This is a genomic window from Streptomyces sp. NPDC091376 (assembly GCF_044757085.1).
Taxonomy (GTDB): Bacteria; Actinomycetota; Actinomycetes; order Streptomycetales; family Streptomycetaceae; genus Streptomyces; species Streptomyces pratisoli.
This window is the reverse complement of sequence record NZ_JBIVUF010000019.1, coordinates 40540-59495: the sequence shown is the minus strand read 5'-3', so window position 1 is coordinate 59495 and position 18956 is coordinate 40540. Positions and strand designations below refer to the sequence as shown.

Annotated in this window: 11 protein-coding genes and 5 pseudogenes; 5 read left to right on the top strand and 11 right to left on the bottom strand. The window is 63.7% G+C overall.

Features of this window, described 5'->3' with window-relative positions:
• Positions 1-365 precede the first annotated feature (365 nt).
• The 3 genes and pseudogenes from ACIQMR_RS31640 to ACIQMR_RS31630 form a co-directional block, all read right to left on the bottom strand.
• Positions 366-674, bottom strand: coding sequence for a hypothetical protein (locus tag ACIQMR_RS31640; protein WP_401394542.1), 309 nt, complete (start codon positions 672-674; stop codon positions 366-368).
• 52 nt (positions 675-726) lie between these two features.
• The gene (locus ACIQMR_RS31635; protein WP_401394539.1) at positions 727-2748 is read right to left on the bottom strand and encodes a hypothetical protein; all 2022 of its coding nucleotides are present in this window, start codon (positions 2746-2748) and stop codon (positions 727-729) included.
• 333 nt (positions 2749-3081) lie between these two features.
• Positions 3082-3736: pseudogene (locus tag ACIQMR_RS31630) on the bottom strand (IS5 family transposase); the annotation flags it as partial.
• Positions 3737-4302: 566 nt separating this feature from the next.
• Here ACIQMR_RS31630 and ACIQMR_RS31625 point away from each other — a divergent pair.
• The 3 genes and pseudogenes from ACIQMR_RS31625 to ACIQMR_RS31615 all read left to right on the top strand — a co-directional run.
• Positions 4303-4368 (top strand): annotated as a pseudogene (locus tag ACIQMR_RS31625) (hypothetical protein); the annotation flags it as partial.
• Positions 4369-4396: 28 nt separating this feature from the next.
• On the top strand, positions 4397-4585 hold the full coding sequence (locus ACIQMR_RS31620) for a zinc ribbon domain-containing protein (protein WP_401394643.1): 189 nt from the start codon (positions 4397-4399) through the stop codon (positions 4583-4585).
• 20 nt (positions 4586-4605) lie between these two features.
• Positions 4606-4893: pseudogene (locus ACIQMR_RS31615) on the top strand (IS5/IS1182 family transposase); the annotation flags it as partial.
• Positions 4894-5439: 546 nt separating this feature from the next.
• On the opposite strand, the gene ispG reads toward ACIQMR_RS31615, so the two are convergent.
• From ispG to tnpA, 8 genes and pseudogenes are all read right to left on the bottom strand, one after another.
• Positions 5440-6597: a flavodoxin-dependent (E)-4-hydroxy-3-methylbut-2-enyl-diphosphate synthase gene (ispG, locus tag ACIQMR_RS31610; protein ID WP_401394538.1), complete on the bottom strand. Its 1158-nt coding sequence runs from the start codon at positions 6595-6597 to the stop codon at positions 5440-5442.
• Between the two features lie 1380 nt (positions 6598-7977).
• Complete coding sequence (locus ACIQMR_RS31605; RefSeq protein WP_401394535.1) at positions 7978-8475, bottom strand: hypothetical protein; 498 nt, start codon at positions 8473-8475, stop codon at positions 7978-7980.
• Between the two features lie 1818 nt (positions 8476-10293).
• Entirely contained in the window at positions 10294-11676 is a 1383-nt protein-coding gene (locus tag ACIQMR_RS31600; protein WP_401394533.1) for a hypothetical protein, read from the bottom strand.
• A gap of 613 nt (positions 11677-12289) precedes the next feature.
• On the bottom strand, positions 12290-12412 hold the full coding sequence (locus tag ACIQMR_RS31595) for a hypothetical protein (RefSeq protein WP_401394530.1): 123 nt from the start codon (positions 12410-12412) through the stop codon (positions 12290-12292).
• 245 nt (positions 12413-12657) lie between these two features.
• Positions 12658-13155: a hypothetical protein gene (locus ACIQMR_RS31590; protein WP_401394527.1), complete on the bottom strand. Its 498-nt coding sequence runs from the start codon at positions 13153-13155 to the stop codon at positions 12658-12660.
• Positions 13156-13165: 10 nt separating this feature from the next.
• The gene (locus ACIQMR_RS31585; RefSeq protein WP_401394524.1) at positions 13166-13600 is read right to left on the bottom strand and encodes a hypothetical protein; all 435 of its coding nucleotides are present in this window, start codon (positions 13598-13600) and stop codon (positions 13166-13168) included.
• Between the two features lie 275 nt (positions 13601-13875).
• The gene (locus ACIQMR_RS31580; protein WP_401394521.1) at positions 13876-14355 is read right to left on the bottom strand and encodes an RHS repeat domain-containing protein; all 480 of its coding nucleotides are present in this window, start codon (positions 14353-14355) and stop codon (positions 13876-13878) included.
• Between the two features lie 103 nt (positions 14356-14458).
• Positions 14459-14672: pseudogene (gene tnpA, locus ACIQMR_RS31575) on the bottom strand (IS200/IS605 family transposase); the annotation flags it as partial.
• 5 nt (positions 14673-14677) lie between these two features.
• On the opposite strand from tnpA, the pseudogene ACIQMR_RS31570 reads away from it, so the two are divergent.
• Together ACIQMR_RS31570 and ACIQMR_RS31565 are read left to right on the top strand one after the other, a co-directional pair.
• Positions 14678-15641, top strand: a pseudogene (locus ACIQMR_RS31570) (RNA-guided endonuclease InsQ/TnpB family protein).
• A 556-nt stretch (positions 15642-16197) separates the two neighbouring features.
• Entirely contained in the window at positions 16198-18912 is a 2715-nt protein-coding gene (locus ACIQMR_RS31565; protein ID WP_401394518.1) for a hypothetical protein, read from the top strand.
• The last annotated feature ends 44 nt before the right edge of the window (positions 18913-18956 follow it).

The window sequence follows — 18956 nt, the reverse complement described above, 5'->3', positions numbered from 1 at the left end:
ACCCTGCGTGCCTCGCTTGAGTGGACCTGCTCGTCTCTCGAGAAAGGGCCGACGCTGTCACAGAGTCGGCCCCCGTGGTGCGTGCGGAGCCGCATCGTAGGCCGCCGCTCCCGACACAGCCCAGGGTTGCAAGCCCCCGTTCGGAGCGGCCGTGATCGCGAGCCATGCCCCGGCTGAGCTCCTCTGCCGACAAAGCCGTGTTCACGCGGGGACCGCCGCTTCTCCGCGGCATCCAAGGCCGTCGGACAAGACGCCACTGCGGTCGTACGCGTGTGGAGCCGGCGATCGGCTCGGCAGTCGCACCCCCGGCTGTCTGTGTACGTAGGGGCCGCGGGCCGTGGCGTCGCTACGCCTCCACGTTCATGTCACGGTGCATTCACTCCGACCTCAGAAACAATGATTTGAGCGTCTTCGCAGAGGTCGAGTTCCTCTAGTGACAATTTTTGGAGCAACTTCTTGCATGCGTCGTCCTTCTCCAGCGCGTATAGCCCCAAAGCTATGTTCCACATGATTTCCTTCTTGCCGTACCCACCCTCGCCCTCGTCCTGAAATTCCTGCATCAGGTTCGGATCGGCCAGGATCTCTTTCCAGCAATTGACCGCACTGGAAAAATCTTCATTTTGCAGGAATGTGTGCGCCTTGGCGTCCAGGGCGAGGCCCTGCCTTGCTTCCATACTTCACTCCTTGGCAGTTTGATCGACGCTATTCGAATGAGGGTTCGGATAATCAATCTATATTGAAGGCCCTGCATGCCGTAACGTACCACTCGTCGTAGAATTCGTGATCGTCAGCTATGTCGCTCTGCAGGACTGGTCGAGTCAGGTTCTGATTTCCCCTCAAGTCCCGCTCCAGCTTGACAAGCCCCTTGTCGAGGAAAGGGTTCGCTCCAGTTATTGGGTTTTCCAGAATTCGAGGATAGAAGTATCGGAGGGGGAATATCGTCGGCACGCCACTGTTGCTCAGCTGCTCATGAATGTACTCGAAATGGATTCCCGCATCCTTATGGATGGAGACCCGCACCTCATCTTCCCACGACATCGGCTCCAGATGGATACTCTTGTCGTATTCGACAGAGACGTGACGCGTTATTCTTGCAGTCATCAAACCCCGCACGGTATTTGACTCGGCGTCGTATTCGCAATCCTTCCACGTCCCCGAGATCGCATCGAATTGAATGCAAGAATTGTAAACATCACCGAATGCGTCATAGACGAGTTCGTTGGCCACCAGTTGCGTCGCTCCCCTTCCCGATGTGTCTGCCCACTCGTCAAAGAACTGAGCAAAAGTATCCTCGGATGCGGAGTCTGAAAAGGAAAGACTGGTACTGGCGTCGAATACCGATTTCCGGTCATTGACCAGCAGGTCGTACGTATTTCCCGTGTCGCTACGAGAAGAAATATTGACGGAACTGCTGCCGATGTCGTGATCGCCTCTTCCAGTGTGGCCAACGTGTCCGTAGACGTTGTGGAAGTCCGTTGCCTCCCCGTCGGAGATCGGCCGTTCGACGGTTTCATTGGCACGAAGAGCCCGCATAGTCAGGGGAATCGTGGAGCCGAACGGTGTGATACCGGACAAGGCGCATGATGTCGCGACGCCGCTAATTGCCTCCACTACCTGGCCGGCCCCCTCTGACCACGGCGACACGGTGGTAATGGAATTGGTCACGTAACCAAACGCATCATTGGCGTAAGCGAACTCATCAGCCACCTTGCCGCTGAAATGCTCCACCTTCTGCCGCCCGGACGACTTCACTGCCTTCTTGACGAGCACGGAACGCGTAAGAGCACGCTCGACATTCTTGCCACTGCGAGCGAAATCGTTGGCCGCTTTCATGGAAACCAGGTGTTCCGCGATCGCGGAAACCCCTTGGATTGCGATGGGGATGACTGCCAAGGGAGGGAAGATGACGCAAAGCGACGCTGTCGCCGTCGATAGAATGCTGGCGCTCGTCACCCCCAGGTCAATCTTTCCCTGCAGTTCCGGGTCGTAATGGCGCAAGTTCTTCGCATAGCACTGCTTGGCGATCTTGGTGCAGTGCTTGTCGAGGGCGAGAGCTGCTTTCTCCAGCTCGCCGCTGAATCTCTCTATTGATACTCGAAGATCAGATACGGCCTTCTCGGTTTCGTCCACGAGAGCGGGCGCGGCGTTCTTCATGGCATCGCGTAGCTGCACGTCCAGGTATCGCACATATTGCTTAAGACTTCCTTTGCGTTCTCCCATTTCTGCGAAGGCGCTGTTGAGCGAACGCAAATCACCCTTCCATTCAACGGCAACTGCCAGTGTCCGGAGATCGTCCAAGCAGCCCGCTATCTTCTTGATGTCTGAATCCAGCTTGGCGATCAGTTCAATGCTATCGCTGAGTAATTTCGATTCCCGGCTCTGCTGAGCTTTCCTGCTCCCCTGGCGAGCCTTGTACAGAGCCCTGTGACAGCTTTGATAGGGAAACTCTTCCTGTTCGTACTGCCGTAGGGTGGTCACAAACTTGGCGAGCGCGGCGCCCAGCGCCTCATCCATGTCCCTACCGGAAAGGCCCGAACCATTGCCCGATCGCAAGTCGGCGTACTGGCCACGGAGAATTCCAGTGCCGTCGATGTGGTCAAGGTACTTGAAGGCGAGATCCACGAAAGGGCGCACACTTTTCCCGGTGCTGGAGAGGACTTCGATGCTCACATGAAGCTTGGCAAGCTTTTCGTAGTCCGCCTCCGTGAGATGTTGCATCCAGGGGGCAAGCGCGGTCGTGGGTTCCATGGGAAAATCCTCGTCTAGGTTTACCGAAGGCTGTGAGCTCCAGGGCTGCGGGTATCGCCTATCACTACTAACAAGAGCCTCGGTAGTGATTCCAGAGCTTTTGAGGCAGCTGCGAGACATTTCGGGCCGGGCCGATGCCTATAGAGGATGCCCGAATGGAAACAGGTCAGGCCGCGACAAAGATCGTCCCGGCCTGGAATTCTTGATCATTCCACCTCTCCCGTGACGGCCGCCGCGCGTCAACCTCAACGGATGTGGCTCCCCGAGCCCTCTGACCCCGCCGGTGACAGCTCCGTCTACCCGGGCGCTCAGAGGTCGTTTTCGCCCGATGTTTCATCCCGAGATGAGGGGTTTGCTGGTTTCTTTCGGGTCGCGCCAGGAGATGGTGTTCTCGCCGGTGAGGCGGCGGCCATGAGGTCGGTCATGGCGATGTGGATCACGGCTTCGGAGCGGGCGGGCAGGGTCTCGTAGCCGCGGGCGAGGCGCCGGTGGAGCATGAGCCAGCCGTAAGTCCGCTCGACGGCCCAGCGTTTCGGGATCGGGGTGAAGCCCCTGGTCCCGGGCTTGCGGGCGGTGATTCCCATGTCGATGCCGAGGGTCGCGGTGTGCTCGACGAGATGCTGTCGGTATCCGCCGCCGCCCCATACCTTTCGGATGCCGGGATGGCCGGCGGCGACCTGATCGAGGAGCCGGGCACCAGCGATGGAATCCTGCACGCTCGCCGCGGTGACGAACACGGCGAGGAGGAGTCCGAGCGTGTCGGTGACAATGCTCCGCTTGCGTCCGACGATCCTCTTCCCTGTGTCGACGCCCTGGCCGGCGGCCGGGACGCTGGTGGAAGTCTTGACGCTCTGCGCGTCGATCACGAAGGCCGACGGCTCGGCATTCCGCCCCCCTCCTTCTCCCGTAAGAGCTGCCTGAGCAGGCCGTTGAGCTGGGTGAATACGCCCTCGTCCGCCCATTTGGCGAAGTAGCCGTAGACGGTGTTCCTATCAGTTACGTGGAATCACGGGCCGCAGGATGGATCTCGTATCCTGCGGCCTCCCCATGAGCTGAGGAGGCGTGTTGGACAACGCGGTGGTGCTGGAGGAGAAGTGGCCGGTCCTGCGCCGGCATGAGCTGGCGGCTGAATGGCTGAGGGTCTGGACGGACCTGGGACGGGCACCGCGGACGATCGACGCCTGCGCCCGGGGCCTGGCCGAGTACCTGCTGATCTGCGAGCGAGACGGCGTCGACCCGGCGACCGCGGGCCGACTGCACGTGGCCGCGTTCGTGAAGGACCTCTCCACGCGGCCGAGCCAGCGGGGAAACAACGTGGTCGCACTGGACTCTGGGGCGGGTCTGGCGAACGCGACACTGCAGCAGCGACTGGTGCCGGTGCGGCTGTTCTACGACTACCTGATCGAGGAGGGGCTGAGGGAGTCAAACCCGGTCGGCCGCGGCCGCTACACACCGGGTCGGAGGTTCGGGAGCCACGAGCGCGGCCTGGTCCCGCGCCTGGTGAAGCTGCCCTGGATCCCCAGCGAACAGCAGTGGCTCGACCTGCTGGACGTTATGCGCCAGGAGCCGGTACGAAACCGGGTGATGCTCGCCCTCGCCTACGACGCCGCATTGCGGCGCGAGGAGCTGTGCTCGCTGCGGACCGACGATATCGATCAAGCCCACCGGACGCTTCGGATCAGGGCGGAGACGTTCCCTACTCGTCGCAGCGGAGAACCGGCCCACCCAGGAGACGTTTCACTGCGTCTCGTGCGACCACCAGGCGCACGCAGACACGGTCGGCGCCCTGAACGTTCTACGGGCCGGGCTGGTCCGTCGCGAAGCCCAACCGGCATAGCGAGAACCCCCTCATTCACGAAGGGGGGAGCCACGGCTGCAGTCGGCAAGGGGTACCTCACGATCGCCGACGGTGGCTTGCCGGGTACCGGACTCGTCATCCCGTACGGCCGCGGACGCGGACAGAGCGAACTCCCGCACCGGAAAGGGGAACACAACAAGTCCCACAAGCGGGTCCGCGTCCGCGTGAAGAGCTGGAAGATCCTCCGCGACTGCCGCCTCACAGGCGAGGGCGTCGTCCACCACGCCACGCTAGGCATCGCCCCACTGCACAGCCGCGCGCTCGTCGGAGGGAGTAGCGGGCCGTAGGGCAGCCGCCGCCCAAGGCGGCTCAAACACCGACAGGAGAAGCCCCGGATTCATACGGGGACGAGTGACGATGAGGGCCACCGGAATGCGCCGACGGTGCCGCTTCCCGAACGAGGATGAACGCTGCCGCTGTTTTGGACGGCCCCGCCGGTGAACCAGCTGCCCCAGCAGCAATGACGCATCGGCAGGACCGCAGAGCCGCCGGCAGAGGGACACATCCTGAAGTCCGGCGGCTCATGTGCGAACTCTCCCATTCACGATGTCATGACGCCGTCCCCGTACGGGTGGACAGAACGAATGATCTTCACATCCCCCTACTCGATCGGCTCAGCGGTTTGTCCACGGGAGGCATCGACGGAGGCGGAGTGGCCGCTGCCCAACGCACCTGCCAGGCCTGCGGCGAGAACGGAAGCCTTCGCCCGACGATGTGTATCGCGGTGTGTTCGGCAGAGTTGAGGTGTGGTCCTTCGACCTCGTCAGAAGTCCGAGGGCACTGTGGCTGAGTTCCTGGCTGGCACGTCGGATGCCGGCCACCCGCTATGAAGTTCATCCCGGGATCGTGACAGTGGGCTCTCCGGAAGCCATGCCGTCCTTCTCCATCTGCTCGGCGATCTTCAGCGCCTCCTCGATGAGGGTCTCGACGATCTTCGATTCGGGGACGGTCTTGATGACCTCGCCCTTGACGAAGATCTGGCCCTTGCCGTTGCCGGAGGCGACGCCTAGGTCGGCCTCACGGGCCTCACCGGGTCCGTTGACGACGCAGCCCATGACGGCGACGCGCAGCGGCACCTCCATGCCGTCCAGACCCGCGGACACCTCGTCGGCCAGCTTGTAGACGTCGACCTGGGCGCGGCCGCAGGACGGGCAGGAGACGATCTCCAGACGGCGCTGGCGCAGGTTCAGCGACTCCAGGATCTGGATGCCGACCTTGACCTCCTCGGCCGGCGGCGCGGACAGCGAGACCCGGATGGTGTCGCCGATGCCCTCGCTCAGCAGCGCGCCGAAGGCGACGGCGGACTTGATGGTGCCCTGGAAGGCCGGTCCCGCCTCGGTCACACCGAGGTGCAGCGGGTAGTCGCACTGGGCGGCGAGCTGGCGGTAGGCGTTGACCATGACGACCGGGTCGTTGTGCTTGACCGAGATCTTGATGTCGCGGAAGCCGTGCTCCTCGAAGAGCGACGCCTCCCACAGCGCGGACTCGACGAGCGCCTCGGGGGTGGCCTTGCCGTACTTCTTCAGCAGCCGGGCGTCGAGCGAGCCCGCGTTCACACCGATACGGATGGGAGTGCCGGCGTCGTTGGCCGCCTTGGCGATCTCCTTGACCTTGTCGTCGAACTGCTTGATGTTGCCGGGGTTGACGCGGACGGCGGCACAGCCCGCGTCGATGGCCGCGAACACGTACTTCGGCTGGAAGTGGATGTCGGCGATCACGGGGATCTGCGACTTCCTGGCGATGGTGGACAGCGCGTCGGCGTCGTCCTGCGTGGGGCAGGCGATCCGGACGATCTGGCAGCCCGAGGCGGTGAGCTCGGCGATCTGCTGCAGCGTGGCGCCGATGTCGGAGGTCCGCGTCGTCGTCATCGACTGCACCGAGACGGGTGCGTCGCCACCGACGGCGACCGAGCCGACCTGGATCTTGCGGCTGACCCTCCGGTCGGCGAGCTTGGTCGGAACGGCCGGCATTCCAAGAGAGATGGTCGTCATGAGCTGTGCCGTCCTAAGGGCTTTTCCGTGGAGACAGCCTGCGGAGACATCCGCCAGGCACTCGACTGTCCGCCTACCGTAGGTCGTGTCGCCCCGGTTGCGGGCAGATGCGACAGGCAGCGGTTCGGGCACTCCGTCGATGGCAGGTCTTCTGGGAACCCACGAGCCCTTGGCTGCTTGCTCCACGCCGACCCGTTCCCGGACCGCGATCCGTGACGAGGTGCATAGGGAGATGCGGTCGTCCAACGATTGCTCGCCCCGTGCATCGGGCGCGTCACCGACGACTGCCGCGACATCCTCGGACCGTCCGACATGACGAAGACGCAGGGTGCCGGCACACCGACCTCCTTCCCCAAGCGGTCACCGACGCCGTGCGGCACAACGTCCACAGGGGGCTGCCATGGCCGACCTGAAGCCGGCTCCTCCAGCCCCGATCCACTCATGACGAATCCACCCCTGGTCCTGAGTCGTTCCGCAACGGCTCGTAGTGCGGGGAGTCCACGTTGGCCATCGATCACGAAGTGGCCGCTCGGCCGGCGCGGGCCACAACCGAGCGGCTACTTTTCGAAACATGTGTCGACTCTGCCCGAACCGGGCGGAACATCAAGCAGCCGCGACTGCGTTACGGCTTGGGCGGTTCCGGGCAAGTTGACCAGGTTCCACCGTAGTTGGAGTTAGGGTCATTGAGCCAGGCCCATCCTTGGCTGGTCCGGATCCAGCTGTCGGAGTGCTCCCGGTCGACGTAGTACGTATTGGGAGCGAAGCGCTCCTTTAGTACCTTCCCGCCGATCTTGTCATACGCAGTGGCGCCCTTGTCTCCGGTCAGAAAGCACGGCGCATTTCCCGTAGCGTTATGGGGCGAAGTGGATGACGCGGCAAGTGCGGGGACGGCCGCGTAGCCGATAGCGGCAGCGAGGGTCGCACCGACGATTGCGTATTTCGCCTTGCGGTGATTCTTCATAGTCACTTCCGTTAATCACTCTCGGTGTCGACGAGGGAATTGCGCGACCCGGCCGGGTTGCGTACTCGGATCCCGAATCGGGATGGCTTGGCCGTCTGGTCGCGACGTTGCCAGGCTATCCCGCTCAGGGGTAGGAAGGATGACCTTTCGGGCTATTTGGAGGGCATGCCTGCTACCCATCCGCTACAAGTGGCGATCGGGCAGACAGCCGGCTGAGCTGCGCTCAAGGGGTGTCTGGAAGCGGCGAGGATCATCCGCTGTTTGAGTGCCGCCGCAACTGCATTTCGAAGTGTCCGTCCCGCTGGTCACGGCTCACCGTGCTGACGTCGCGGGGTTCGTCACCGCCCGTCGCTCGACATGAGCGTAGCCAGTGATGCCGGGTGTACGCGCCGCCCCCAGTGATTCCGCCTCCCGTCCCGTCAGACAGGAATGTAATTCATCCGGAACTTCGCCTTGTCGAGATTGTTGGTGCAGGTGAGGGTTATTGTCACCGAGCCGTCGTGGATGTTCCAGTTGTGATAAGTTCCACGCACCGCCTTGTAGGTCCCGTATAAAACTCCACCCATTATGTAATGGGATTTGTAGAAAGTTTGACTCGGAGGGGCGGTTATATGGTTCGATGTGGCGATGCGGAAATTCTGCCCGTTCTCTGAATTTACCAGGTAGGGGTGCCTGGCGGGACAGTGAACTTCGTAAGATCTGGTTTGCCACCAAGGTGCATGCTGCGAGTGACAATATTGGACAACGTCACTGGAAGCTTGCGCAGTCTGCTGCGTCGTGCGGACTGAGGAAGGTGAGGATTTCGCGGCGGCCGCACTAGCGGGAAACGCCATCAAGACCGCCAATGCGGCGGTGATTGTCGCTGTGAATCTTCGACGAATTCGCTTGTTCATTAAAAGCCTTTCGAGCTTGGACATACCTCGTTCGGGCCTCGTCGCGCCACTGAAGATCATCTCCCGATAGCTTTTTGCACGGCGCATCATGCGGCTGCGACTTGACCAATACTTTACGCTTCATGTGATTGTTATGAGATCTTGCGCGGCCAACCCATCGAGCACTCCTGATGGGCCTCTCGCCCTCTCGGATGGAAAAATATTTCACACTCTGCACATGTGTTGGTGCGGGCAATGCGTGAGGTGCGTGCGGTTTGGTGCCTCATGAGGCAGGAAAACGGGAAGATCCTTCAGGGCGAGGCCTGCAGTGCGAAGAGCCTATATGTTTCCAGGCGTGGAGAGTGCACATTGAATTGTGCTGCCTCGTGCATCTGGCCACGTCGCCGCACGCCCATCCAGTGAGTGGAAATTCATGATTCCCGTCCGTTGTTTGCGCTCTTTCGATGCGGCGATGTGCATAAGTTTTGTGCGAAATGTCTCCTGAGTCTGGCGTGGTCCTGGTTCAGTCCGACGAATGCGGGCTCGGGAGAGATGGAAGGCTTAGTCGGCTCCTACTCGCAGCCTATGTGCCCGCTGTGTCGCGCGGGTCTCGACAATGTCAGTTCTGCTACTGTCCAGAATATCTCTGAGGAAATATCGGGTATAGAGCTGGGCGACATTATGATGCCAGAGGAATGCGGGGTGAGCTTCGGGGAGCTTCTCGAAGCCGCACCCATGATTGACAGGACGCAACTCGTTGACATGGCCGACCCCGGCCTCGTTCCAACCCGATTGCTGATCCTGCGAACCGTGCTCGGATATGCCCCGATCGGCCCGGGTGCAGATTTCTCCACCGCGCTCAGTGGCATTTCGCAAAATCCCACCGGGCGTAGAGTATGGGCATGGAACAGTTGGCTTCCCGAGGTACACGTTCGATTGAACGAGGTGGCCTTGGTCCGACGAGACGACGATGGCGGATATTTTCTTGTAAGGGCACCTATTTGTCTCGAAAACGGTTACTCGTATCAGGCATTGTGTCGAATGGAATGGCATAGTTCTGAACATTTCTGGTACCTCAACCAGGATATATATGGATCGTGGCCCCTGTAGGGCGGGGGTCGGCTCGGGGACACCCTTGGAAGCGACTGCTAGGGTCCGGCCCGGTTCAGGAGTTCGGTGGCGACCGGGGTGTTTTCGACATGTTGCTCAGGGTCAGCCGACCGCACACGCCTCCACCGCCAGTCCTCTTCACGTGGTGACGTGCTAAGGGCTTGCAGGGAAGCAACACCTTGATTCCCTGCAAGCCCTTAGGCGGGCCGGCGACCGCTCCAGCACCCAAAAAGCGCGCGAGACTTCCCTGTGCTCGGTGCCTTCAGCGGCCTGTGCCCGACTGGTCACACTTGCAGCGGAGAGTTGTTCGAGGGCGATGGCCAGGTCGGCGCGCACGGTCATGCGGTTGCTCTCGTCCAGCTCGGTGACGAGGGAGGTGGCTTCCTCATCAGCCGATCGCAGCGAGGTCGGGACGCCTGGTTGGCTGCTTGGCCCGCCGCGCGGACGCGCATCGAGGGCGTTCGCGAGTGGCTGAATGGGCAGATGGTCCTTCGTTTCGACCGGCAGGAGCGAATCGAGCACGCCGCGGCCGGCCGAACGGTGACCTCGCTGGCCGGATCACCAATGCCTCATGACGTGGCCGCCGTCCGCGCCCACCTTCCGGGGGGCGTGAACGCGACCGCCGTCACGCGCGACCTGTGGGGCTGTAGTGGGCCCGGCCCTTGAGTGGTCCTGAACGCCAACCGACTGCTCGAAAATCAAGATCAGGAGTTGAGTGGACCTCGTGCGGCCCACCTCGACGCGATCGCTCCTCTATTTTTCCGTCAGTTTGCTGGAGAGGTCATCGAAGACGTCTTTAAGGATGTTTCCAAAGTTTGAGAATCCACTCCTGAATGCTTGCTCGGCCGTATCTGCTTGAGCGCCTACTTGATTGCGCAGTGTTTGCAGTGCGGACCTGGCGTCGCCAATGACTTTATCGACTTCGGTGCCTGCTTGTTCGGCTTTTGTGCCGACTGTGCGGCTGAACTGGGCTACTGTCAATTCAATTTTTGCCCGAGTTCGCCCCGACCCGTCAACGGTGAGGGACTCGAGCCCCGCACTTCTGACCATGACGTTGTATTCCGAGTCCGACATCTTCTCGCCCAGGATGTGTTCGGCGAGGAACTTGAGGGCGTATTTATCATCCGGATCCAAGGGGTGGGCTGACACCTGGGAGGGCTTTTGCAGAGAGGCGCTCGTGGGCAGCTTCTCCATCATCTGCCGGAATCCGTTCTCGAGCTCGTCAGTTGCCTGCTTGGCCTCGTTGACCAATTTGTCCCATCGGGATTCTTCCGGAATGATTTCCTGTCTTATGGTGGTGAGCGTGTCGGCTACAAGTGGCAAAATGGATGGTGGAACCTCGCCAGTTTCGATCAGGGCGCGTGCATCCTGGAATCGTTGAAGGCTTTCCTCGAGTGCGGTGAGGTGGAGTAGGAGCTCATTCTGGGTCACCTGATCGGGACCGAACCATCCCCCGGCGAGGAGGGACCGCATGTCCTGTGCAGTGGCGTACCCCACCTGACATGCTTTCCGAATATATTTCCCCTTGGTCTTCGGGTCCGGCCCCAGCCTGATGATGGCATCCAGAACTCTTTCTGTAGCACGAGCCCTGGAAAGAATGCGTGTGACGTTGGTTGCTCCGGCGCGAGTCGCATAGTAGTTCAGAATCACCTGTGCGGTGTCGACGATATCCTGCGCCAGCGCGAGTTGTTCGCCGGCCTCTGCAATCCGGTAACGGAGGTCCTGCTCTTCTTCCTGGATTTGGGCGAGTTCCCACAATCGGCGGGTCAGCTCTTCCGAGAACTGATGCGGTGGAACTGATTCGTGATGCTCCGGCCCATGTGTGGCTTCGCCACTCGATGCTTCCGCTTCTGCGACTAGCTGTTCGGCCTGATGGAGACTTTCCAGTAGCCTCTGCTCCTCGTCCCAAATGGTCGCTTGGAGATCTTCACCGGCTTTTCGAAGCTGGTGAACGGTGCTGTTGACCAGCTGCGGAATTTCTTCCGTCTGCCATGCCTCAAGCTCCTGGATCATTCGCACTGTCGCGCTTAGTTCCGTCGTCTTTTGCTGTGCGGAAACCGCCCATTCGACCCTTTCCTCGGAAAGTGTGAGTGCTTCCAGTTCGGTGGCCGGTGAGACAGGGGGTGGTGTGGTCATAATTTCTGTCGCCTCTCGTGAGGGTGGGCAAAATATGTGCGGCAGGTGAACGAGGGCGACGGCGCTTCCGGTCCTCGAAGGGGACTCCTGACGTGGCTCATGATCTCTACCCGGGGCGGTACGAGTGCCACAGCCCGAAAGGGGAGCCGAAGGGGAAGGAGAGACTTCCTGTAGGGGCGTTGCTTCGGTCGTGTCGTGCAACGGAGACCAGCGGTGCCTCGGAGCCTCGAGTGGAGCAACGGTCATCGACAGCGCTGTCGTCGGCTCTTGGGCGCGTCCGATGCGGATGGCCGCAGGGCGGTCAACAGCTCAATGCGGTAGTCGGTGTGGGGTGTCGCCGTTCGGCAAGCCGACCGGGCAAAGAGCGGCGACCAAGAGGCGGTCCGTGCGGCTTCTGGTCCGCTTCGACACCAGGAGCGCGAAGTTGAACGACATCGGGCTCGATCAACGGCTTGTCGAGACCGGTTAGTGGCGAGCCCGCCGCGACGCGGGCCATGGCGGCCGGCTGTGCTTCGCTGACCGCTCCCCGCGGTTTGCTCGGCGTACCATGAGCGCCGCCACGCTTAACGTGATCGAGCGGCCGCCGTCGGTGAGTTCCGACGCCGCGCAGATGTCATTGGCTGAGGTCGTTCAGCGGGCCGGTTTCGCCCCGCTGGGCGGATCCGTGAGAGCAGGACGCACCGTCTTCGACGGTCAGCATCGCCGAGAAGGCCGACATCGGCACCGTCTTCGACATCCGCACCAGCATGACGGAACGCCACCTCTCCCCGCGGCAGCTCACCGCAGTGGGCATCGCCAAACAGACGATGAGCGACGTCTTGAACGCGTCCTCGCTGCTTGTGGATCGCCGAGGTCGACAGGACCGCCAATCCTCGCGGAAGGCGTCGACATCCCCGCCGTCGAGGCGGTGTCATTACCGCTTCCGAGACCGTCATCGCGGTCCCGTGGAGAGTCGTCCAGCGGACCTGGGTGTGCCCGTGGTCAGAACCCGTCCGGGTAGCGGTAGTCGTAGTAGTGCTCGTCGCCGACGAGGACTGATGTGAAGTACAGGGGCAGCCCGTTGCGGTCGCGGGGCGTCTCTTGGGAGGTTTCGCGGGTGAAACCGAGTGAGACCGCGGGGATGACGGGCCGCTCGGCTTCTGACCGGTCCACATGCCAGGCCCGCTCTTCGGCGTGCCGGAGGATGTCCTCGGCGGGGGTACTGAATACGTCCCGTCCTTCGAGCAGGCCACGGGTCGTCGTTGTCTTTCCCTCGCCCGGCCACCACAGCTCGATCGCCGAGACCGCGTCTTCGTCCTCCTCGAAGAGAGTCTGGACAGTGATCTTGGCGCAGGCTGCGGTGACGAGCGACGAGGTCGAGCGACGTACCACCTCGGGCTCTTCGAAGGTGCTCAGGGCGGACACGGCTTCGTCGATCGTCATGCCCAGGAGCACGGGTGCCACTCCGCGAGGATGATCGAGCACCAAGTCCACGTTCATCACTCCTTGTCTACTTCAGGACTTCGTAGTCAATCGTCCAGCCGCGCTTGGTGAGCATCGCCTGGAACTTCCGGTTGTGCTGGAGGCTGTCGATCATATCGGCGATGTGGGTGTCGTACTTGCTGCCGTAAAGCTCCCTGATCTCGTCTATGTCCATCTTCATGGCCAGGTCCCAGCGGCCTTGGTCGATGAGAGCGCGCTGCCGCGCGCGCCGCTGTTCACTCGCTTTGCCGGAGCCGGTGCTCGTCAGGTTGCGGTGGTCCGGTTCGTCCATGCCAATGAATGGCCCCATCCCCGCGCCCTTGCCCTTCCGCTTTCCGGTTTGGATGACCTTGAAGCCGGGCTCGTTCAGGTGGGAGTAAGAAGCTTTCGCGGGGATGTGGTTGACCTCCATGTCGACGTTCGTGCGACGGCTGCCGTCGTCGTTCTTGAGGTTGGCCGGCATCAGTCCGCTGTACCAGCCGCCGAGCTCGGTACATCCCTTGGCGATGAGCCCTTCGGGTCCATTTGTCGTTGCGGGTTGGTGACGTAGACGACGGGGTTGGGCGCCGGGTCGAGTCCGAGGGATCGGGGCTGGCGTATCGGGCTGTCTCGGGGTCGTAGTGACGGAAGCAGTTGTAGTGGAGTGAGGTTTCCGCGGTGGCGTCCCGGTTCCAACTGGTGGTGCCCCAGACCGTGGTGCGGGTGTGCCAGGCGATCTCCCTGTCCTTGGAGACGAGTTCACTGGGGGAGCCGATCAGTCGGTGACAATGGCGAAGAAGCGTGTGTCGGTGACGGATTGGGGCCGGGAGTCGAGGGCGCCGCGGCGCTCGAGTGCAAGAGAGGGCGGCGGCCGTCGTAGTCCCAGGTGAGCGTGGTTCCGTTCGAGGTGTCCGTCTCCTCCACCAGTCGGGTGCCGTCCCAGGTGAAGTAGACGGAGTGCACGGTGGTGAGGCCGTCGGCGGCCATCCGGTGTTTGGCGGTGCGGCGGCCGAGACAGTCGTAGGTGTATCGCCACAGGGTGCCGTCGGGGGTGCGGCAGGCCACCAGACGGTCCGCCTTCGCAAGGTCCTTGTGCTTGCCCTGGACCTTCGACCAGTGCTTGTCCAGGGCGGTTAGCGATTCACTCTGACCGCTGGAAATGAGCTTCTGAACGTGGCCGTAGGCGACTCCGGCGTCGTCGTCCGCGTTGTCGTCGAACTCCAACAGCGAGTTCGTCATCCGTTGATCTTGCGTGGGTATCCCGGCTTCAGCCGGGGAGGGAAACGCATCCTTGGCCCGGAGGCGCGCAGCGCCGGAGTTCGCTCTGCCTCGGGCGTGAGGGTCATACGGGCCGCTTTTGGCCCTCGATGTACTGCCGGATGACGGTCAGCGGTGCACCACCGCAGGAACCCGCGAAGTAGGAGCGGGACCAGAACACCGACCCCCATCCCGATGCGGTTGATCCTGCCGGTGTACTCGGCCCGCAGGTACCGGGAGCTGACGCCCTTGAGGGAGTTGATCAGCTTCGACAGGGCAATCTTCGGCGGGTAGTGCACGCCGTCTGGAAAAGGCGTTCGCCGCGTTCTTCCGCCGGGTCAAGGTCGGCGAGACGCCCGGCTTCCCCGCTTTCGGAGGCAGAGCTGGTTCGACACCGTTGAGTTGCCCAAGGACGGTGACGGCTGCCGCTGGAATTCCACACCACACGACCCGGTCACCCGCGTCCGTCTCCAGGGCGTGGGTCACGTCAGGGTGCACAGCACCGGCCGGTAGTCGGCAAGGTCAAGACGGTGTCGGTCAAGCGGGAGGGCACGCGCTGGTATGTGGTGCTGACCGCCGACCAGGGCGGGCCCGAACCGCTGCTCAAAACCGGCAGCGTGGTCGGCATCGACATGGGGATCGCTTCTTTCCTCACCACCTCCCACGGCGAGCTGATCGCCAACCCTCGCCACGGCCGCAAGGCCGCCGCGAAGCTCGAAGCCGCACAGCGAGCCCTGGCCCGGTTTCCCCGCGTCCGGTGTGAGGGGCGCACCAAGAACCACCAGCGGGCTGTGGAGAAGGTCGCCAAGCTGCACGCCAAGGTCCGGCGTCAGCGCCTGGACCACGCGCACAAGACCGCACTGGGCCTGGTCCGTGAGTACGACCTGATCGCGCACGAAGACCTCAAGATCCGCAACATGAGCCGGGCGCCTGAACCACAGCCCGACCCCGACCAGCCGGGCAGCTTCCTGCCCAACGGGGCGGCGTACAAGGCCGGGTTGAACCGTTCGATCGCCGATGCCGGATGAGGGGTGTTCCTCGCGATCCTTAACGCCAAGGCTGAAAGCGCCGGACGGGAAATAATCGCCGTGGACCCCCGCAACACATCCCGGCGGTGCCCCGAATGCGGGCACACCGCCAAGGAGAACCGGCCCACACAGGAGAAGTTCCACTGCGTCTCGTGCGGCCACACCGCGCACGCGGACACGGTGGGCGCCCTGAACGTTCTACGGGCCGGGCTGGTCCGCCGCGAAGCCCCACCGGCATAGCGAGAAGCCCCCCTCATTTATGAGGGGGAGGAGTCACCCCACTCCGACGACGTCCAGCATCGTGTCGACACCTTCAGGAATCGTGTAACCCACGACTCGCCCCCGATTCACCAGCCCTGCAATAAAGATCCACACGATGCCACGCGCCGCCGACCTCGGCCCAGGCGGTTCTCAGCCACCGCTGCAACCGCGCGAAAATGCCTGGCAGGTGCACCAGGGGAAGCCACCCGCATCCCAAAGCCGAAGGCGCGTAAATGGGCGGGTGTTACCGGCGGTTGCAGGACTCCTGCAACACTGCGCGGCAGCTTCGGGGTAGGGATTGGTCTCGTTGCGGCAGCGGCGCCAAGCTGCGGCCCCGACCCAGGTCGCTTGCCGGCCGTGCCTGTCCTGCGGCCCGGCCTTGTCGCTCCGGACTCAGGCGCCGATGGCCTGAAGGGTTGGCCGGTGGGGCGTTCCGGGTGGGCCTCGTGTCGTGGAGTGTTGCTTGCTGCCATGGAGAAGTCGTGCTGGCCCGCGGGATGGTGACGGGCCGGTGGTGGGAACGTTTGGGGTTGTGATGGACGGGTTTGTCGATGCTCCGGTATCCGTGATGGTGGGGAAGGCTCCGGAGGTGTTGGACGATCCGGCCAGGTTGGCGGGGGTGATGGCATATTCGCTGGGTGATCCTGTTCTGGTGTGGGCGGGGTTGTGGGGCTTGATGCATCCTCAGGTGGGTCATCCGCAGGCGACCGTCGGGCAAGTCGCGGCGGTGGTGGCAGAGCTGGCCATGTCGTATCCGGGGGTGGGCCGCGAGGTGTTCGAGTTGGTGGTGACACAGGCGCCGGAGGTGGGGGTGTTGGCGGCCACCTATGAGGGGACGGGGGCGTGGTTGGCTGCGATGGCGGAGGTGGACCCGAGGCCCGTGGTCGCTGTGCTGGCCGGAATGGACCCGGCCGCGGCCGGTTGGGTGTTGGCCGGGATGGCGGGGGCGTGTCCGGGCGCACTGTTGGCCGTGTTGCCGGGGTACGCCGTCTGCCCGGGCGCGGTGGAGGCGGTGACCAAGGCGGTTGGTTGGGAGCCGGTCGGGATGACCAAGGCGTTGACGGAGTTGTTGGACAGTGGGCCGGGGTGGACGCGTTGGGCAGCTGGGTTGTTGACGGGGGTGGGCACCGGCACGGCGGCGTGGGTGTTGGCACGGATGGCTCGTGGACAGGGCGGCACGCTCACGGCCGCGGCGGTGCTGGCCGAACTGCGCAGTGCAGGTGGGGCGGGAGTCGTGGCGGCGACGGTCGTCCACAATCGAACAGAGATGGTGCCAGTGATCGCTGCCGCGATCGGCGGCGGGATGCCGGCCGTCGAGATACTGGCGGCTCTGGATGCCCCGACGGCCGCAGCGGTGTTGGCGGGCCTACCCGCCGAGCGGGCGGTCGGTGTCCTGCGGGAGCTGGAGGACGCCGACGACAGTGCGGCCGTGGCGGTTTTGGTGGCGGCGGTCGGTTCTCATCCGGACCTTGCGGCCGAAGTAGCCGCCGCGTTGCTGGTTCAGGGGCGCTGCGATGACGTCGCCGCGCTCCTCACCGCCGGCGGGGAGATCTCCGCTCACAGCGCCGCAGCGGTGTTTGGCGCGATCGCCTGGCCTGACCCGGCCACTGCCCTAAGGACGTTCACCGCGATGAACACCCAATGCGGTCCCGGCGATGGCCCCAGCGCGTTCACCGTCCTGACCACCGCCGACGGCGGCGACGGCGACGATGACGGTGGGGCGTTGGACGGGTTCTGCCGTGCCCTGGCCGGCGGCAGGAAGTGGGCGCACCTGCTGAGGGCCCTGGACCAGGCCGGCGATGTCCAGACCGCGGCTCTGGTGCTGGCCGGGGTCGCCAACCATGACCCGGCCGGGGCGGCGGAGATGCTCGACCTGCTGGGACGAGGGCCTCAGGTGTTTCCCGCCTTCTCGGCACTGGGGCTGCTGGTGGCTGCATTGGAGGCCCGGCCTCGGGCGATGACCGGCGTCGCCGGTCATCTGGCCGCCCAGGGCGCGGGCAGGATCCAGCTGATCGCCGAGGCCTTGGCCGATCCAGGCATGCCCGAGGCCACGGCCGTCACGGTCTACGCCGGTGTGGCCGCGGCCGCGGCAGGCGGGGCGGGGGGCGCAGCGGCGGCAGGAGCGCTGGAGAGTCCAGCCGCCCTGCTGACCGCCCTCCATGGCACCGACCCTGCTCGTGCCGGCCACATTCTCACCCGCCTGCTGGCCGACCCGGCCCACACCTCACTGGCCGTGAATCTGTGTGTATGGCTAGTCGAACACGGCGCCCAGAGCGCCAGCACGCTCGCGGCTGTCCTGACCCTCTCCCCACCGACAGCCCTCGGCGATGTCCTGGCCGCCTTGGCCAAACACGACCCCGACGGGAACCTGCTCACCCGGCTGAGTGGGGCCTTGCCTCCCGCCATATTCACTACCGCCTTGACCACCCTGGTCGTCAACCGGCCCAAGGTCTCCCTTCGGATGCTGAAGGTCCTGCGTCTGACCGGCCACACCCTCCCGGCCGCCACGACGCTGACCGCCCTGATCGCAGCCGACCCCATCGCAGCCGGCACCGTCATCCGACTCCTGGGTCGCGCCGCCCTAAGAGAGATTGCGGCCGTGGTGCCGGATGGGGAGCTCACCGGCGGGGTCACTGCCGTAGCCGCCACCGGCGACCACACCGCGGCTGTCAGCCTGCTGCTTGCCCTGCACCACGCTGACCGCACCGACCAGGCCGCCGCCGCCCTGACCACCATGACCACCACCATCAGCCCCGAAGGGGCCTACCAAGTCCTTGCGCTGACCAAAGACATCACGCAGATCGTGATCGAGATGCCGCAGCGGGAGGTCATCGAATGGATCCTCGCCCTGGGAGCCAGACGCGCCTTCGACGCCATCGCCGGCCTGCTGAACGCCCTGCATCACGATGGCCACGCCGACACGGCCGCGGGCCTGCTTAGTGAACTGGTCGATGCCGCCCCCGAGTCCACTGCCGAGATCATTCGCCACCTGGACCACAGAGCCGTCGCCGAGCTGCTGGACGATCTGTACCGCCTTGGCCACACTGCCGCGGCCGCCGCACTGCTGAGCTCACTGATCACCGCCCCCTCCACCACCATCGCCCAGATCCTGGGGTACATGGACAGCACCGCCCTGGCAGACATCGTGGCCGAAGTGCCGCAAAAGAACCTCACCGCCCTGGCCGCCACCAGCGCCCGTGCCTCCGCCCTCCTGCGACCCTGGCTCTCGGCAACCGTACCGACCGAATGAGTACGTTCACCGCGCCGTCCGCCCGGAGACCTCGAGGGCGGAAC